Below are 16007 nucleotides of genomic sequence, written 5' to 3'. Positions count from 1 at the left end.
TTAGAGATAATCCGAACTAGGGAAGTATTCGGAAGTCTGTACCAAGTTTAGACTCAGTGCGGATATTCAACTCTTGCGTTGCTAGATTTGTCTCTAACAATCCCTAACAGAGAAGCGATAGCTAGGTTAGGGTTGTTGAATTAGGGTGACTGTAGAATAATTGACCAATACCTTTAAGGGCAGCTAAAACTTGCTCCAGTTCATTTGCCCTGTCAATAGATAAGGCGTAGGAACGACCATAGATGGGAACATCTGCTTGTTGGAGTTTAACAAAGACAAACTCTCTCCCATTGACTAGAAAACCAAACCTTGGTTTGTCACTTTTGAGATCATACAGCATATAAGCTAGAGCTTGAGGCAGTGCTGCCATCACATCAAACTCAGTACTTTTGGATTCGATCACCAGTATCCAAAGTCTCTGTTGCACTACTAAAACATCTATCCTGCCTCTTACAATTACTCGATTGTCTTCAGCAGCAATTTCCACAGAAGTTTCAGTTCTGATCGAAAAGGGGGCTTGAAAGAATCCAGCGAAATCCAGTAAAGGTGATAGAACCACCATTTTGACACCCTCTTCTAAAAGAGGACGGCGATTAACCAAGTTAAAGTAGTTGCTGCGGACTCTTTCCAGAGAACGTTTTTCCTCATCCGTTAAAGACGGTAAGTTGTCTTGCCATTCTCGAAAAAATTGACTATCGGTTGTTCGTTGTAGTCCAAAGTTTTCTTGCAGTTCTTCTAGGCTAATATCTTGAGCTTGAATAGTTTGAAGCATAATGGGTTTGATTAATAAATATCTGGCATATTTTCGATCTTAATGCTTATTTGAGTCAGCTATTTTCCAGAACATCAATAGTTGCCGCAAGTGCTGTCTGAATTGCCCCTTGCACAGAAGCATGATTAATACCCAGATGTTCCCCGGCGAAAAAGACGCGCGGTTGCTGTTGAGGATAAGGCTTACCCAACCATCCTTGATATCGCTCATGTTCTCCTGGGGCAAAAAAGGCATAAGAACCAGAACCCAGTTTAGCTTCTTCATCCCAAATATAGTGAATGATATCATCAACGTATTGCTCAATCTGAGGATGGAGTTGTTTAACCTCACGCAATGTCAATTCACTGCGATCGCGTGCTTCAAGAGTGCGGAATTTGCGTGAATTCCCTTCCCAACGATAAGCCGCCGTAAATGCAGTCGGTTGATCGGAAAGTTCGCGATCGCGGGCTATCCAGTGAGGATTGTCTGATTGTTTATCGGCTAAGATGGCATTATCATCAGGATACCAACATTTTTCGATATTTAAGTCAGTAAAACTTCCGCCACCATAAATCCCATCCTCAAACTCCCAAGGACGAGCGGTACAGTGAAATAAGGTTTTCGCGGCGCTACAATACCCCAGACTGTTAATCGCTTCCCTTTGTTTAGCAGGTAAAGGCGGATCAAAATCAATTTGTGCCAAAGCCGTAGCCGGAACCGTACAGATGACACAATCAAACTCGGCGCTTTGTTTACCCTGTAAACTACTCCAGTGGAGTTTAACGCCAGAATCCATTAGCTCTATGGCTGTCACCTGAGCTTGAGTCTGAATGTCCCCTGATATTCTTGCCACAAACGCTTTCACCAGGGTTTCCATCCCTCCGACTAACTTATACTGTTCTACTCGATGCCAAGCAAAAAAGTCAATTAACCCATTCAAAAGAGAAACTTGATCATAATGGATCATCCCTGTGCCATGACCGACGAATTCAAAAGCATCAGGAGATAGGCGATCGCGAAAATATTGCGTCAACGAGAGACTGTCGTATTCTCTGAGTCGGGAGCTGGTGAAGCTAGGGGAAAACATCTCCCATTTCTCCTGATCAGACAAAGACTCGATTAACTCCTCTAAAATAGTTTCGTAAATTACCGCCGGATCTTGCTGCTCTTCCGGGGTTAACTTATAATTATATAATAGGGGTTGATAATTGTCAAGGCGAGTCTTTTTGCCCCGTAAATAATAATAGGCGGCGGGATTGTAACTAACGAATTGTCTTCTGTCTAAATTAAACTTATCCATATAATGGAGGGTGCAACCATGACTAGCCGGAACCCTCATGGCTCCCAATTCTGCATGGCTACCATCATGGAAATAGTGAGTATAAATACGACCCCCTAAACGCCCAGAACTTTCCAACAGAGTAACCTGGTGCTGCAATTGACTCAATTCATAAGCACAAGTAAGTCCAGCAATTCCCCCACCGATAATACCAATTCTGTGGCGAATGCCTTGGGAATCATAGCTAGCCAGAGAACCCGGATGAGAGTAGAGAAGCCGGAAGGAAAAAGGTTGATTTAACTGTTGTTGATGACGATAAGGATTAAACATTGATTCAGATACAATTTTCCCAGAGCAAAATTCACCCGTACCGTAGGGGCGCACAGACGTGCGCCCTGCCTGGTGTGCGCCCTGCCTGGCTTGCGCCCTGCTGGCTTGCGCCCCCTAAAACTTGGTACGCCAGTTCAACTCGGTTAAATCTAGACAACCGGGCTACCTTGAAGATAATCGGCGTGCGATCGCGTTTGCTATTATACACCATAGGACTTACGCTTTCTTGACGGCACAGGCGCTACCTGTAAGGGCACGGCAGTGCCGTGCCCCTACCAAGATTGTGGGTGATGGGCGCATGCGGTGCAGGGCAAAAGCTGGCAAAGGGCGCACAACCTGCGCCCCTACCAAAGTAAGTCCTAATAATTTTGGCATAAGGGTAATTTCTACTCGAAGTCGTTTCCCTAAAAAGCCAAATTGAAAATCTCCTGTGCGGATAAGTTGAACTGGGGAAAAGTCGGGGAAACAATGGAGGTATTTCCCGTAAAACTCGTCATCTGATATTCGCCGTCAACCAAATTACAAACAAAAAATGTGGGTTGCTTGGGGTTGCCAATAAACTTTCTCGCTCCCAAGGCGGCATAATCGATAATCCAATATTCCTCAATACCCATTTCCTCATAATCTCGAAGTTTATTGTAGTAATCGTCACGCCAATTGGTTGAAACCACCTCAACAATTAATTTGACTGAATCCGAATTTTGGATAATTGATTCACTTTCCCACCGAGATTCCCTGCCAATAGTTTCTTGGTTCAAAACGATGATGTCCGGTTCATACCCTGATTTTTCCCGTTGGGGTTTGACAATCGACTCTCTCGGAATAGTCCAAATACCTCCTTTGCCTATCTGCCTGATAACTATCAATAGTTGCTCAATCAGGGAACCTGTTAGATTTGAATGTTTCCCCTTTGGCTTGGGCATTTCGATAATTACTCCATCATGCAGTTCGTACCGGACTTCTGATTGTTCGGGATACCAACTGATAAATTCATCAAAGCTGTATAATTTTAGGTCGGCTTTGGCTTGAGTCATAATTGAAGATAATCGGTGTGCGATCGCGTTCGCCATTATACACCGGGCAAAGGGTGAGTAGCTGTAACCAAAAGGTGGGCAAAATCCGAGCCAAGAATAAATCTCAGCCATCAGTGCTATTATATTAGCCAAACGGTTATCGGTATAAGGCGGAACATTTTGGTTAGGAAAGGGAACAGGGAAAAGGGAACAGGGAACAAATTTGTCCCAGCTGGGGTTGGTAGCTGCCAAATTTATCACCCTAAGTACGGGAGAGCCAAAAAATGAGACAGTATTCTCCACTCACAATTGTTTCCTATCTAATCGGTCCGACGCTGATTATCTTTAGCCATATCGGATCGTTACTTGTTTTAATCACGGGTTTATCGTGGGGCGCTTTCCTATGGATCATATTTTTATATGTTATCCGTATGCTGGCAACAACCGGCATCTACCATCGACTACTCACCCACAAAAGCTATCAAGCTCCGGCTCCAGTTCTATGGGTGGGAAGTATTGTGGGAGCATCGGCGGGGCAGATGGGTCCAAGTTGGTGGAAAGCACACCATGTAGCCCATCATAAACATGTCGATCAAGATCTTGATCCCCATTCCCCCTGTACACCCTTTCAGGGGATCAGAGGATTTTATTGGTCTCAAGGAGGTTGGCTACTATCTCCCCGCTTTTTTCCTGCCAAGCTACCCGCTGATGTTGAGAGTGATACGGTTTTAAAGGTGATTGACCGTTTGCACTTTATCCCTGTAGTGGCACTTGGGGCAATTTCTTATGTCATGGGTGGCGTTGAATATCTGGGTGCATTTTTTCTCAGCACAACCCTGCTGTTTCATGGCGTGCAAACCGTCAACTCCCTTTGTCATATTGTGGGGGAACAACCATTTGTCACCGATGATCTCAGTCGCAATAATAAGTTAGTCGCATTTCTAACTCTGGGTGAAGGCTGGCATAATCTCCATCATGCCTTTCAGTCATCCAGTCGCCATGGGATCACTATTTATTCTGGACAGGTTGTCTATCTTCCCGATCCCACATTTAGCTTCATTAAAATGCTTGAGTTCTTAAAGTTAGCGTCAAAGCTTAGAGTGCCGACTGAAATCAATCTGCTGGCTTGTTCCAAGGTTCTAAGCGTTCAACCGTCAGAGTTGCCAGCCGTCGTAACGACATCAGTGGATTTTGAATAACCTTGAGGTAAGCCTTACATTATTTTGTTTTGGGGAAACTTCATTTTGTTTTGGGGAAACTTCACTCTAATTCAAGGTATTCGGCTAAATTTTCAATTTGGGGATCACCAAACCGATAAAGTAGACGCCACAGCACTGTATATAGTGCTTCGCGCTGGTCTAGTTACACTTTGTTTGTACGAACCTCTCATCTGGACTCAGCTTCAGGTATGGGAGTTGTAAATACACGCCTAGCGACCTGCTATAACTTCCATCTAAACGCTTTATTTAATCTTACCTCTGAACCTGTAGCTGCAGGTGGACTTAAAGGCGGGACAAACCCAATCCCGTCTTTACGGGTTAAAAATCTCCTGTGCGGATAAGTTGAACTGGGGAAAAGTCGGGGAAATAATGGGAGTATTTTCTGTAAATGGGGTCATCTGATATTCGCCGTCAACCAAATTACAAACAAAAAATGTGGGTTGCTTGGGGTTACCGATAAACTTTCTCGCTCCCAAGGCTGCATAATCGATAATCCAATATTCCTCGATACCCATTTCCTCATAATCTCTAAGTTTATTGTAGTAATCGTCACGCCAATTGGTTGAAACCACCTCAACAATTAATTTGACGGAATCCGAATTTTGGATAATTGATTCGCTTTCCCACCGAGATTCCCTGCCAATGGTTTCTTGGTTCAAAACAATGATGTCCGGTTCATACCCTGATTTTTCCCGTTTTGGTTTGACAATTGACTCTCTAGGAATAGTCCAAATACCTCCTTTGCCTATCTGTCTGATAACTATCAACAGTTGCTCAATCAGAGAACCTGTTAGATTTGAATGTTTCCCCTTTGGCTTGGGCATTTCGAGAATTACTCCATCATGCAGTTCGTACCGGACGTCTGATTGTTCGGGATACCAACTTATAAATTCATCAAAGCTGTATAATTTGGGTTCAGCTTGGGCTTGAGTCATAAATCGTTTTCAGATTATTTTGAGCGTTTGTGATTCAAACAAAAGAGATAAAATTGTCAATCCAGACAACCGGGCTACATGGAAGATAATCGGCGTGCGATCGCGTTTGCCATTATACACCAGGCAAAGGTTGATTAGTCGGGGCTTGGTGACCAATTCCCTACTCTAAATCAACGTATTCAACTAAATTTTCAATTTTGGGATCAGCAAACCGATAAAGTAGACGCCACAGCACGGTATAACTTCCATCTAAACGCTGGTGAACCGGTTGAAAAGCAACAATTACATCACTACTCGGTGTCTTGAGGATTTCTGGTAAATAGCGGCGCTGCGCCCGGGAAATGGGTTCTCCTTTCAGTATGGCTTCAGGTAACTGGAATTGGATTAATCTGACTAAATAGGTATTATTTAATGCTATCTTTGAACCTGTAGCCGCAGGTGGACTTAAAGGCGGGACAAACCCGATACCATCCTTACCCGTGTAAAAGCGCCGTTGGTCTATTTGTAAGCCTTCTACGTCATTGGGTGGACGATAGTTCATAAATAAATCCCGTTGTTCGGGTGTAAGCGTAGAAATTGTGTTTAGATTGCCGTTGATTTCGTCTAAAGAAACATCACCCAAATTGACGATAAAACCATAATCCAGTCCTGGCAATGAAATTGTAAAGTTCCCATTTTCAATCTCCAGTGCAAAGCTGGGAACAGCATCCGTAACCGATTCAACCCCAGTAGTTAAGGGAAAGGGTTGGGGGAGGGGAGATTGCAGACGGTTTCGCAACGTATTAGGATCAGGGTGATAGCTTTCGGCGAGAAAGATACGGGCAATTCCGGTATTCGGTTGGTTAAGAAAGTCGGCATATCGTTGGGGTTCTAAGGGTAAAAGACCTAAAGTACTTTGAGTGGGAATGACTGAATAAACACCGGGGTCAATTATACGAGCAGAGTCGGGAAATGCGGGTAATGTGGGTAATAGCTGTTCCCGTGCGGCTAAAAGAGTTCGGGTAATAGCTTCTGGAGGCGCGATCGCAGGTTGTAGCGGCTGTCTGCTATCGTCTGTAGTCGGGCGTTTTGTCGGCATACCCAAGACGGGCGGTTCCGGTTCCGGGAAGTCAGGTACAGGCGCAAATCTCGGACGAAGTGGCGTGGCTAAATTCAGCCGCAATCCCAGGCGTTGTTCATCGGGTACGGTACTGGGTGCAGCTACCCCGGCTAGCATCGGTAACCGCCTATCCAACAGATCAACCATTGGTTCCAGCTTTTGGGTAGATACATAAAGAGTGCAATACACCTGTCGCTGGGGTAAGGTTAACGGTGCAGGAACATCGGGATCAGGCGTTCCGTTATTACAGAGAAACTGGGGAATTCGATATTGACTCGTCAAGAAGCGTTCTACTTTACCTAGGTGTAAGAACAGTTGCGATCGCGTGGCTTCTACTTGATATACATTCGGACTGTAGAATGCTCGCTCAATCCGATTAATCAAATTCAGTTGTTCTTGAACCAGTTGTTCGGCTTGGGTCCAAAATCCTGGGGCAAAGCTAGATTGTGCTGTTGTATCTTGGGCATTTGCCGGGGAAAGGGAAAGTAGCGGTAACGATAGGGATAAGGATAGTAACACCAATAAAGATGAGTAGTGCATAAACTGTAGGGGCTTATTGCTTTGCGCCCGATTTAACGGTAGAATCCACTCCACCATTGTAGCTGTGTCACGTTAATAGTGGTTCGGCACACCTTATTTGATCAATTAACCATTAGCCCCGAAACTGTAGGGGCGCATGGCGTGCGCCCTGCATGGCGTGCGCCCGATTCAATCGTAAAGTCTCTTCCATCATTTTAGCTGTGTCAATCCAGTAGCGTAGCGCGAAGTGTTAGCCAGTAACAAGCGTCGGAATAAGCATCAGTATCTGGAGATATTCTTCATTTCGCTTCGCTTCATTCTCCAATGACATAATCGGGTACTTGATTAATAGTGGACTTTAGACGAATCCGATCCGGCACAGCGAGCGATCGCTCTTCTTTTGATAACCACGATTCACGACATACCCCTTGGCTCTTTCTTTCTGCTTCGCTACTGACATTTCCTTAGCTTGACTCAATCCCGTTTCGGCTTAATTTGTCAAGTTATGATAAGCTAAACTATTCTTTCCCCCAGAACGGTTTAAATTTTTAAAATAGACCATTGTCTCAACAAAACGTCATAATTGCTCGTTTTTCACCTCGTTTTGGGAAAAAGCTACGAATTTTCAGGGGTTGCGGCAATTGTGAGAGCATTGTGCGATTTTCAGGTATACTATCTATGGTGGTTTATTTCTGGGTAAAAATAATTTTGCTCCAGCTAAACCCCTTGAATCTTCGTAAGACTTTGTATAATTGATGGTTTTCGTCTCACTCCAAACCTCCCCCTTGGACGCATGTATTTTGTTAAATTTATGATAAAAATCATTACTAAGTATTGACAAAAACACAGATTGCACAGAGGGAATGGCATAGATAGAAGATTAAGTAGTTAGACACACAGATTGACACAGACAATTAAATAATCACTTCTGGTGCTGAGGCGTAGTAAATACCACCTAGCTGGGGATGGATTGATATCCGGGATAGTTGAATCGCATTAATGAGTTCAGTTAACAGATATTGGCGTTGTTGTGTCGGGTTTTGATGTTGTTTTGCTTCCAGGGCTAGCTGTTTCAGACGATGGTCAGTGAGTATGTCTTGAAAGGCTTTCCGCATCCGTACATTTGCCCATTGTCTGAGGGATTCATTGTCAGGATTATAGCGGTCAATATCTGAGTACAGAGTAGCCAAAAGTTGCTGACGTACTGCTTGGTAAATGTCTTGGCAAGCAGGGGATAGAGGTTGGTCTTTGAGTGGACGACATATTGGGCGCGATCGCGGCGGCGGGTGCTGCCGGACAGTTATTTATTGCCGCAGCAGCGAATAACGGTAGTGACAATGACATAACTCCTCGCTATCCCTCTAGCTATAACCTGAATAACATTATTTCTGTCGCCTCCACCGACGATGACGATCAACGGTCGAGTTTTTCTAATTACGGAGCAACATCTGTAGACCTAGGCGCACCCGGCTCTTCTGTTTACAGCACCATTCCTGGGGGTGGATACGGTTTCAAGAGTGGGACATCCATGGCAAGTCCTCACGTAGCAGGTGTTGCCAGTTTGATTTGGTCTGACGACCCGACATTGACGGCTCAACAGGTCAAGGATCGTATCCTGGCAACCGTTGACCCAATTCCAGCATTACAAGGGATAACTGTTTCAGGTGGGCGGCTCAATGCCTACAGTGCCCTGACTGGCTCTACCCCTCCTCCAGTGCTTCCTGTAATCTTTGATGACTTTGACCCAGACGTTGACAATAGCCAATGGTCTAATATCGCTAACGGTACAGCCAATAGTAATTTTGTTGGCAGTGATGGGAACTCCCTGTGGTTCAACGGCGGTTCTGCTGGCGGTAGCTCTCGTTTTGCCATCACCAATCTGGTAGATGTCGCTAATGGCGGCACGATTACCTTTGACCTGATCTTTGGCAATAGCTCCAACGGTGGCGAGAATGCTGATCCAGGGGAAGATGTGGTGCTGGAATACTCCACAAACGGTGGCAGCACTTGGAACCAGTTTGGTCTGATCCCATTCTCAATCCCAATCAACCCAATGATTTCATTGCGCCCTTCTGGGATGATTTGAATCCTAGTCGGGGAGGTGCGGTTTATTACTACCACGATCAAGTTGAGGATCAATTTATTGTTCAGTATCAGGATGTTCCTCGTTTTTCTAGTGGTGGTTCCCTGACATTTCAGGCGATCCTAGACTCAGATGGCAGCATTCTCTATCAATACGATGAAATGAATGCCACCTTAACTAGTGCCACGATTGGCATCGAAAATGCTGATGCTTCTGAAGGGGTACAAGTGGCGTACAACCAGAGCTATGTCCACGACGACTTAGCTGTCAGTATTTTACCTGCGCCCGGTACTCCCCAACCTCAAAGGGTGGTGCTGCGTCCTGGTGATACAGTCACGAACATCGACTTTGGCAATCAAAAGATTGCTCCCACTTCGATTTTTGGCACCCGTGGCGATGATATTCTCACCATTACTGACAGTCCAGTCATCGTTTTTGCCCTGGCTGGGGACGATGAGGTGGATGGCTCAGGTAGCGCTGGTGGTAATCAGTTCTACGGCGGTAAAGGCGATGATACACTGATTGGCAACAGCTACGACCAATTATTTGGTGAAGCTGGCGATGATCGTCTGGATGTATCCAATGGTGCAGGAAATAACCTGCTCGATGGTGGCAAAGGCGACGACGAACTGTTAGCTAACCTCAAAGATCAGTTGTTTGGCGGCAAAGGTGATGATATCCTGGATGCTTCTAGTGGTGGCGGCAATAACCTGCTTGATGGAGGCAAAGGTGACGATGTTCTGTTAGCTGGCTCGAATGACCAACTTTTGGGCGGTAAGGGTGAAGATATTCTCAATGCCTTAAATGGTGGCGGAAATAACCTGCTTGATGGTGGTAAAGGTGACGACAACCTCTTCGCTGGCTCGAATGACCAACTTTTGGGCGGTAAAGGTGATGATATTCTTAACGCTTCCGTTGGTACAGGAAATAACAGCCTTGATGGGGGCGATGGTGATGACAATCTCTTAGCTGGCTTCAATGACCAATTGTCTGGTGGCGATGGCGATGATATTCTGAATGCCTCGTTCGGTTCAGGCAATAACAGTCTGGATGGTGGCGATGGTGATGATATCCTGATTGCTGGCTTCAATGACCAACTCTCAGGCGGCGACGGCGATGATCTATTGTTCGGTGGTTATGGGGGTAGCACCATGACGGGTGGCAATGGTGATGAGCAGTTCTGGATTGTTAATGGCTTTGTTCCCAGTGCGGCTCACACGATTACCGACTTTGAGGTAGAGATTGACCGGATTGGCATTCGTGGTTTGGGTATCACGTTCCAACAGCTTGACCTGATTCAAGATGGGAATGATACTCGCGTTAGTGTCTTTAATACAGACTTAGCTATCTTGAGTGGGATTCAAGCGAGTGCCCTCAACAGTAGCGATTTTATCCTCGCCTAGCCGGACATCATATTAATTGGGCGGTTGTAGACGCGGAGCGGCTTCCCGTAGGGTAACCGCAGCTACACAAACGAAACCCGCCTACGCGGGTTTCCACAGGTTGAGATAAAATCCGTCAAATTTAATTAAGCGATCGCGTACTTGAACCCTCCCACTCAGGCGCGATCGCTTTTGTATCAGGACTTACGCACAAACGCCACATATAGCACGGCAATGCCGTGCCCCTACAGGTAGCGCCTGTGACGTCAAGAAAGCGTAAGTCCTATGTATAATTTCCCTTCCGTTAAACCTACTGTAGGATTAAGTTGAGAAAGACTATATCCTTGCACCCAATTGCCCAATCGGATGATGGCAAGGTTAATCGGGTTCGCTAGGATAAGTTCCCAATCATCAACAGTACCTTAAAATACTGTACAAACTCACTCGTTATGAGGACTGTACTATGCAAGCGCTTTTTAATCCGGAAACGACATCAAAGGTTAGACTCACCGCTAAATCGTCGGTTCAAAAACCCATACTGCAACTGGGTTCGGTAGGAGCCGAGGTTTTAGAACTGCAAAAGCTTTTGGCTCATTGCGGCACCTATTATGGTCCGATGGGAGGGTATTTTGATCGCTCGGTCCATGATGCTGTGATGGAATTTCAGCAAAGTATGTTCCTCAAAGCCGATGGTATTGTCGATTCCCTGACGTGGCAAGCCCTTTATCAGGGTGCCCCGGTTAATATGCCTGTACTCAATCGAGGCAGCCGACATGATATGGTAATTCCTGTACAGTGGGTGCTGCATCTGACTCAGGATTATTCAGCGCCAATTGATGGTGATTTTGGCGAACAAACAGAACGCGCTGTGCGATCGTTCCAAAAACGTCATGGCTTAGCGGTAGATGGAGTGGTCAGTGAGCAAACCTGGTATGCTCTTAGTCAAGTTCATGTCAGTTTACTCCATAACCGTTGTCAAGACGCTTTGGTGGCAGTGTAGTTCATGGTTTATTTTTCTGAAATCCGCGATCGCTAGCAACAGTAATCCAGTAATCACACCTAATTCGGATGATTAGCAAATTGTCTGTAATTTATGCTACAAAGAGACGCGCCATGGCGCGTCTCTACAGGAATGCTTAGGCTAGTTGCTTGCTCACCTGATCAGCTAGCTGCTCTATATTGACAGCAATTTGCTCCCCGGTTCTCATGTTTTTCAAACCGCATTTTTGAGCGGCTGCTTCTTCAGAGCCAATAATGACACAAAGAGGAATTCCTCGTTTGTCGGCTTGCTGTAACTGTTTGCCCACAGAACGCTCGTCAAAACTGGTCATTGTACTAATTCCCGCCTGACGCAATTTCTGAGATACTTCTAAATATAAAGGCATCAGGTCACTTTGCATATTCACCACCATCACTTGGGCGGGTGTAGACGAGAAAGACTCCAGAATCCCAGCTTGAATCAGCCGACTCATCAACCGAGTTAAGCCGATGGAAATGCCCACTCCTGGCATTTTATCCCCAACAAACATACCCACGAGTTCTTCATACCGTCCCCCTGAACAAATACTACCCAAGGCTTCGTGACCCACGAGTGTAGTTTCATACACCGTTCCCGTATAATAATCTAATCCACGGGCAATGGAGAGGTCAATGCAAAATACGCGATCGCTCACCCCCAAATTCCGTACTCCGGTAATCACCGTTTCCAGTTCAGCAATGCCCGTTTTCAATACCTGAGCATCGGGTTTATCCTCAAGCATGGCGTTTAATTGCGCCAACACCTCATCCACCGAACCCTGAATCTTGGTGAAAGTGAGAATTTGCTCGACTTGTTCATCGGATAACCCTTCAGCCAAGAGCGCTTTTTTCACCTTTGTTTCGCCAATTTTCTCGGCTGCATCTACAATCCGGATAGAGGGCATAATTTTGCTCTCGTCTAAACCAATCGACTCAAAGAACCCACTGAGAACTTTGCGATTGTTTATGCGGATCAAAAAGTCTCCGATATTAATCGCCGTAAAAATTTCGGCAATAATCGCGGGAATTTGAGCATCATAGAGCAAACTCAGCTTATTACGACCCACTACATCAATATCACATTGGCGAAATTGGCGATAGCGTCCGGCTTTTGCCCGTTCTCCCCGAAACACAGTATCCATCTGATAGCGGGCAAAGGGAAACTGAAGTTCATTCAGATGACGGGCAATATAAGCCGCTAAGGGAACCGTCTGATCAAACTTTAAGGCTCTCTCTTCTGAACCACTTTCTCCCGCCTGTTCTTTTTCGGCTTGGCGATTGGGCGGCAAAATTGGTTGCAACCCGTAAATAATATTATCCCCTTGATTTCCTTTGGCTTGCAGGACTTCTAATCGCTCAACTGCTGGAGTTTCGATGGGTGTGAATCCATATCGCTCAAACACTTGGCGGATGGTATCTATCAAATACATCTCCAGACGCTTTTCGCCGGGGAGAAATTCGGGAAAACCACTGGGACAAGAAAAGTTTATTTTGTCAGCTTTTGCCATTTTTCAGGAAATAGAGAACAGGGAACAGGGATGTAGGGGCGGGTTTTACAGCTCACATTTGGCTACAAACCGATAACTTGACTAAACCCGCCCTTCTAGGAAACCGGGAATTAAAATTTCTAATTGCTAATTGTTAGGTAGTGGAGACTGAAGAGATAATCGGGATCTGTCCATACCTGTTTAGCCTCTAACCCAGCATAATTTGCCATATCCTGGAACTATTCAATGCTGTATTTATAGGCAGCATTTAAAATAGCTGGGTCTTTTTTCAAATCGACACCAATTAACATGCCATCGCCTTTATCCAAAAGATGACGCGACTCACGTTTATCATAAAAGAACTTGGGCGCGATCGCTTTTTGGGGTTGAGTCAAACCATTGAATATCTCCTCACGTAAGCTGCTTAGATGCGGCTTATAATCGTAAAACTCTCTTATATTCATCCACCTATCCTTCAATCTGCTAACCACCTAAAGGGTCTATTCCTCTCCTATCATCTACCGCCAACGATCCTTTTTGCAAGTTATCTCATGTCCGGTTGAATACTTACACTCTTACACCTTGGTAGAAACAAGGCAGAATACAGATAGCAGAGGGCTTCAAGCAAAGGAGCAAGGATGCCAGGGAAAAGGAATTTATGACTGTTTAGACGGACAGGATGTCAGCGGCTGCTGCACGTTTATATCCTCATCCCTCATCCATCTGTCAAAAAATTCTCGCACTTGGATAGGGTGGGTTGAGGGACATCAGGATGAAACCTACCTGAACAACCGACAAATCTAAAAACGGTTTCATTTTTTATCCTTTGTCCCTGATTCCCTTACTTTTTCTTGCCGCCAAACAATCCTCCAAATAAACCCCCGCCACCCGATTGCTCTTTCTGCTTTTTGCCTGAACCCGATTTCTGGGTTAATTTGTCGATATATTGTTTCCCTTTCAATGCGTTTTCTTCCTGCGGATTTAATTGCAAGGCTTTATTAATGTGAACTTTAGCCATGGACACTTGATTTTGCTTTAAGTAAGCCAACCCTAATAAGCCATGACATTGGCTATTGGTTTGCTCTAATTTGAGGGCTTCTCGTAATTCTAAAACAGCACCCGCAAAATTGTTTTTCTGCATGTAGCTGTCGGCACGGCTGATATAGGAAGCAACTTTTGAGCCTTCTTGAGTTCCACCCCCCTTGGTTGAAGCCTCACTGGTAGCAGCACCTTTCTTGACCGCCTTACCCGGTCCGGCTGTTTTGGAAATGGCTGTTCCTGGAGAGGTTTTGCCGATGCCTGATTTGGATGTTTTTCCTTGAAGCATCAAGTAAACTAAGTTGAGCTCACTGATTTCGCCAGTGATGTCCACGACTCTCTCAAGAGATTCGTATTGCGTAGAGGCTAGCGATTTCAAGGAGCTTCGATAAACAGCATCGGCATTTGCACCAGCTTTTGCCAATTGTTTAGCCACGTCACTATAAATAGAAATTTTTCCTCCTTCTGCGGCTAGACGCTTGCCCATGTGTCCTAAACTAATCCTATAGTCGCGACTGCCGCGAAACAGTTGTTCCTTGGCAGGATTGACGAGTTTGGTTAACAGTTCATTGGCTTGCTGTTTTTCCTCATCTGTTTTGAATTTGCTGCTGTCAGGGTGGAGACGGCGAGTTACTTTGAGATACTGTTTCCGGACTGTCTTCTCATCCGCATCGACGGGAACGCCTAGAATGGCATGATAATCCGTGAAATCATACTTAAAAAGTCCGCGTTCAATTTCAAAAGCCATAGGGTGCTGTCCAATTGCTGTGACGAAAGAATAGTTTTATAGTCTGTCTTAGAGATGAGAGACCCTCTTGACATCCTCATAGCTATTGTAGAAAATACAGTTCCTAAGATCTGGTGCATCTCAAGACTGTTCGGTTAAGGGCAGCTGAGGGAGCTGAGGGAGCAAAGGAAGCTTGGGGAGATGGGGAAGATGGGGAAGTAAATGACGTAGCTTGCTTCTCGCTCCCTTGAGTATGACAAATGACAAATGACGAATGACGATCTCAATTCCAACTGGACAGAGGTAGTGTCTGTAAAAGTTCCTGGCTGAGTTGATCATGAATTTGACCATTGGTGGCGAGAATTCGTCCAGATTTTAGGACGAGGGGGCTACCATCATAAGCGGTGACTGTGCCACCTGCCTCTTGCACTAATACTACACCAGCCGTAATATCCCAGGGCGAAATTCCCCGTTCCCAATAACCATCTAAGCGTCCACAAGCCACATCTGCCAAATCCAGTGAGGCTGAACCACTGCGGCGAACGCCTTGGGTGAGGTGAGTTAGGTGACAAAACTCGGCATAGTTATTATCTGGGGTTTCGCGACGGTCATAGGCAAAGCCAGTTACCAACAAGCTTTGATTGAAAGTAGATGTGTTAGAGACGTGAATGGGACGACGGTTGCAAGTCGCCCCTAATCCCTTAGCGGCACGAAAGAGTTCATTGCGAAAGGGATTATAGATCACTCCCACTTGCGGGGTTTCGTCAATGAGTAATCCCACTGATGTAGAGGCAATGGGGTATTGATGAGCATAATTGGTGGTGCCGTCGAGGGGATCAATTGCCCAGAGGTATTTACTCTCTTGATCTCCCCCTTGACCCGATTCTTCTGCCAAAATAGCGTGATGGGGGACATGACGCCTTAAGACTTTTAAAATGACGGCTTCTGCTTCTTTATCGGCAACGGTGACTAAATCACCCGGACGCCCTTTCTCTTCTACGGCATCTAGTTTACCCCAGTAGGTTTGCAAGATTGCCCCGGCTGCCATCGCGGCTTCTGTGGCGATATCAAGAAAGATTTGCAGTTGATCGGGTGTGGGTTGGCTCATGGTTGGTTATTATAGTTTT

Annotated in this window: 15 protein-coding genes; 4 read left to right on the top strand and 11 right to left on the bottom strand. The window is 45.5% G+C overall.

Translation table 11 applies throughout. The features are described from left to right. Window positions 1-121 precede the first annotated feature (121 nt). The 4 genes from RIG27_RS08580 to RIG27_RS08565 all read right to left on the bottom strand — a co-directional run bounded on the left by RIG27_RS08580 (window position 122) and on the right by RIG27_RS08565 (window position 3394). Window positions 122-772, bottom strand: coding sequence for a type I restriction endonuclease (locus RIG27_RS08580; RefSeq protein ID WP_446344240.1), 651 nt, complete (start codon window positions 770-772; stop codon window positions 122-124). 55 nt (window positions 773-827) lie between these two features. After that, on the bottom strand, window positions 828-2360 hold the full coding sequence (locus RIG27_RS08575; RefSeq protein WP_446344238.1) for a flavin monoamine oxidase family protein: 1533 nt from the start codon (window positions 2358-2360) through the stop codon (window positions 828-830). Window positions 2361-2391: 31 nt separating this feature from the next. Further along, entirely contained in the window at window positions 2392-2571 is a 180-nt protein-coding gene (locus tag RIG27_RS08570) for a hypothetical protein (RefSeq protein ID WP_446344236.1), read from the bottom strand. Between the two features lie 193 nt (window positions 2572-2764). Beyond that, entirely contained in the window at window positions 2765-3394 is a 630-nt protein-coding gene (locus RIG27_RS08565) for a Uma2 family endonuclease (RefSeq protein ID WP_446344244.1), read from the bottom strand. A gap of 263 nt (window positions 3395-3657) precedes the next feature. Between RIG27_RS08565 and RIG27_RS08560 the strand changes: the two genes are divergently transcribed. Continuing rightward, a complete protein-coding gene (locus RIG27_RS08560) occupies window positions 3658-4572 on the top strand; it encodes an acyl-CoA desaturase (RefSeq protein WP_446344234.1) in 915 nt (304 codons plus the stop codon). 332 nt (window positions 4573-4904) lie between these two features. On the opposite strand, the gene RIG27_RS08555 is transcribed toward RIG27_RS08560, so the two are convergent. The 3 genes from RIG27_RS08555 to RIG27_RS08545 all read right to left on the bottom strand — a co-directional run bounded on the left by RIG27_RS08555 (window position 4905) and on the right by RIG27_RS08545 (window position 8336). Then, window positions 4905-5528 (bottom strand): Uma2 family endonuclease, encoded by a 624-nt coding sequence (locus RIG27_RS08555; RefSeq protein WP_446344232.1) that lies wholly within the window; start codon window positions 5526-5528, stop codon window positions 4905-4907. Between the two features lie 160 nt (window positions 5529-5688). Beyond that, window positions 5689-7224, bottom strand: a complete 1536-nt coding sequence (locus tag RIG27_RS08550) for a hypothetical protein (protein ID WP_446344230.1) — start codon at window positions 7222-7224, stop codon at window positions 5689-5691. Window positions 7225-8060: 836 nt separating this feature from the next. Further along, the gene (locus RIG27_RS08545; RefSeq protein WP_446344228.1) at window positions 8061-8336 is read right to left on the bottom strand and encodes a hypothetical protein; all 276 of its coding nucleotides are present in this window, start codon (window positions 8334-8336) and stop codon (window positions 8061-8063) included. Between the two features lie 62 nt (window positions 8337-8398). Between RIG27_RS08545 and RIG27_RS08540 the strand changes: the two genes are divergently transcribed. The 3 genes from RIG27_RS08540 to RIG27_RS08530 all read left to right on the top strand — a co-directional run bounded on the left by RIG27_RS08540 (window position 8399) and on the right by RIG27_RS08530 (window position 11611). Continuing rightward, window positions 8399-9232 carry a S8 family serine peptidase gene (locus RIG27_RS08540; protein WP_446344226.1) on the top strand — a complete coding sequence of 278 codons (834 nt, stop codon included), beginning with the start codon at window positions 8399-8401 and terminating at the stop codon, window positions 9230-9232. Then, a complete protein-coding gene (locus tag RIG27_RS08535) occupies window positions 9154-10632 on the top strand; it encodes a calcium-binding protein (RefSeq protein ID WP_446344224.1) in 1479 nt (492 codons plus the stop codon). Before RIG27_RS08540 ends, RIG27_RS08535 begins: the two co-directional genes overlap by 79 nt. 442 nt (window positions 10633-11074) lie before the next feature. Beyond that, window positions 11075-11611, top strand: a complete 537-nt coding sequence (locus tag RIG27_RS08530; RefSeq protein WP_446344222.1) for a peptidoglycan-binding domain-containing protein — start codon at window positions 11075-11077, stop codon at window positions 11609-11611. A 136-nt stretch (window positions 11612-11747) separates the two neighbouring features. Here the strand turns inward: RIG27_RS08530 and hisS are convergent, their stop codons facing one another. The 4 genes from hisS to RIG27_RS08510 all read right to left on the bottom strand — a co-directional run bounded on the left by hisS (window position 11748) and on the right by RIG27_RS08510 (window position 15988). Further along, window positions 11748-13136 carry a histidine--tRNA ligase gene (gene hisS / locus RIG27_RS08525; protein WP_446344220.1) on the bottom strand — a complete coding sequence of 463 codons (1389 nt, stop codon included), beginning with the start codon at window positions 13134-13136 and terminating at the stop codon, window positions 11748-11750. Window positions 13137-13354: 218 nt separating this feature from the next. Then, the gene (locus tag RIG27_RS08520) at window positions 13355-13579 is read right to left on the bottom strand and encodes an L-histidine N(alpha)-methyltransferase (RefSeq protein ID WP_446344218.1); all 225 of its coding nucleotides are present in this window, start codon (window positions 13577-13579) and stop codon (window positions 13355-13357) included. 377 nt (window positions 13580-13956) lie between these two features. Further along, window positions 13957-14901, bottom strand: coding sequence for a J domain-containing protein (locus RIG27_RS08515; RefSeq protein ID WP_446344216.1), 945 nt, complete (start codon window positions 14899-14901; stop codon window positions 13957-13959). Window positions 14902-15163: 262 nt separating this feature from the next. Continuing rightward, window positions 15164-15988: an inositol monophosphatase family protein gene (locus RIG27_RS08510; RefSeq protein WP_446344214.1), complete on the bottom strand. Its 825-nt coding sequence runs from the start codon at window positions 15986-15988 to the stop codon at window positions 15164-15166. Window positions 15989-16007: the final 19 nt, after the last annotated feature.

Origin of the sequence: Coleofasciculus sp. F4-SAH-05, from assembly GCF_040222985.1 — a bacterium.
GTDB lineage: Bacteria > Cyanobacteriota > Cyanobacteriia > Cyanobacteriales > Coleofasciculaceae > Coleofasciculus > Coleofasciculus chthonoplastes.
Note: the sequence above shows the minus strand (reverse complement) of the source record. Positions and strands in the feature narration are given on the sequence as shown.

Bases quoted from the DNA above. Each gene is read 5' to 3' on its own strand.
- RIG27_RS08580 (WP_446344240.1), bottom strand. From the start codon at position 772: ATGCTTCAAACTATTCAAGCTCAAGATATTAGCCTAGAAGAACTGCAA.
- RIG27_RS08575 (WP_446344238.1), bottom strand. From the start codon at position 2,360: ATGTTTAATCCTTATCGTCATCAACAACAGTTAAATCAACCTTTTTCC.
- RIG27_RS08570 (WP_446344236.1), bottom strand. From the start codon at position 2,571: ATGGTGTATAATAGCAAACGCGATCGCACGCCGATTATCTTCAAGGTA.
- RIG27_RS08565 (WP_446344244.1), bottom strand. From the start codon at position 3,394: ATGACTCAAGCCAAAGCCGACCTAAAATTATACAGCTTTGATGAATTT.
- RIG27_RS08560 (WP_446344234.1), top strand. From the start codon at position 3,658: ATGAGACAGTATTCTCCACTCACAATTGTTTCCTATCTAATCGGTCCG.
- RIG27_RS08555 (WP_446344232.1), bottom strand. From the start codon at position 5,528: ATGACTCAAGCCCAAGCTGAACCCAAATTATACAGCTTTGATGAATTT.
- RIG27_RS08550 (WP_446344230.1), bottom strand. From the start codon at position 7,224: ATGGTGGAGTGGATTCTACCGTTAAATCGGGCGCAAAGCAATAAGCCC.
- RIG27_RS08530 (WP_446344222.1), top strand. From the start codon at position 11,075: ATGCAAGCGCTTTTTAATCCGGAAACGACATCAAAGGTTAGACTCACC.
- hisS (WP_446344220.1), bottom strand. From the start codon at position 13,136: ATGGCAAAAGCTGACAAAATAAACTTTTCTTGTCCCAGTGGTTTTCCC.
- RIG27_RS08520 (WP_446344218.1), bottom strand. From the start codon at position 13,579: ATGAATATAAGAGAGTTTTACGATTATAAGCCGCATCTAAGCAGCTTA.
- RIG27_RS08515 (WP_446344216.1), bottom strand. From the start codon at position 14,901: ATGGCTTTTGAAATTGAACGCGGACTTTTTAAGTATGATTTCACGGAT.
- RIG27_RS08510 (WP_446344214.1), bottom strand. From the start codon at position 15,988: ATGAGCCAACCCACACCCGATCAACTGCAAATCTTTCTTGATATCGCC.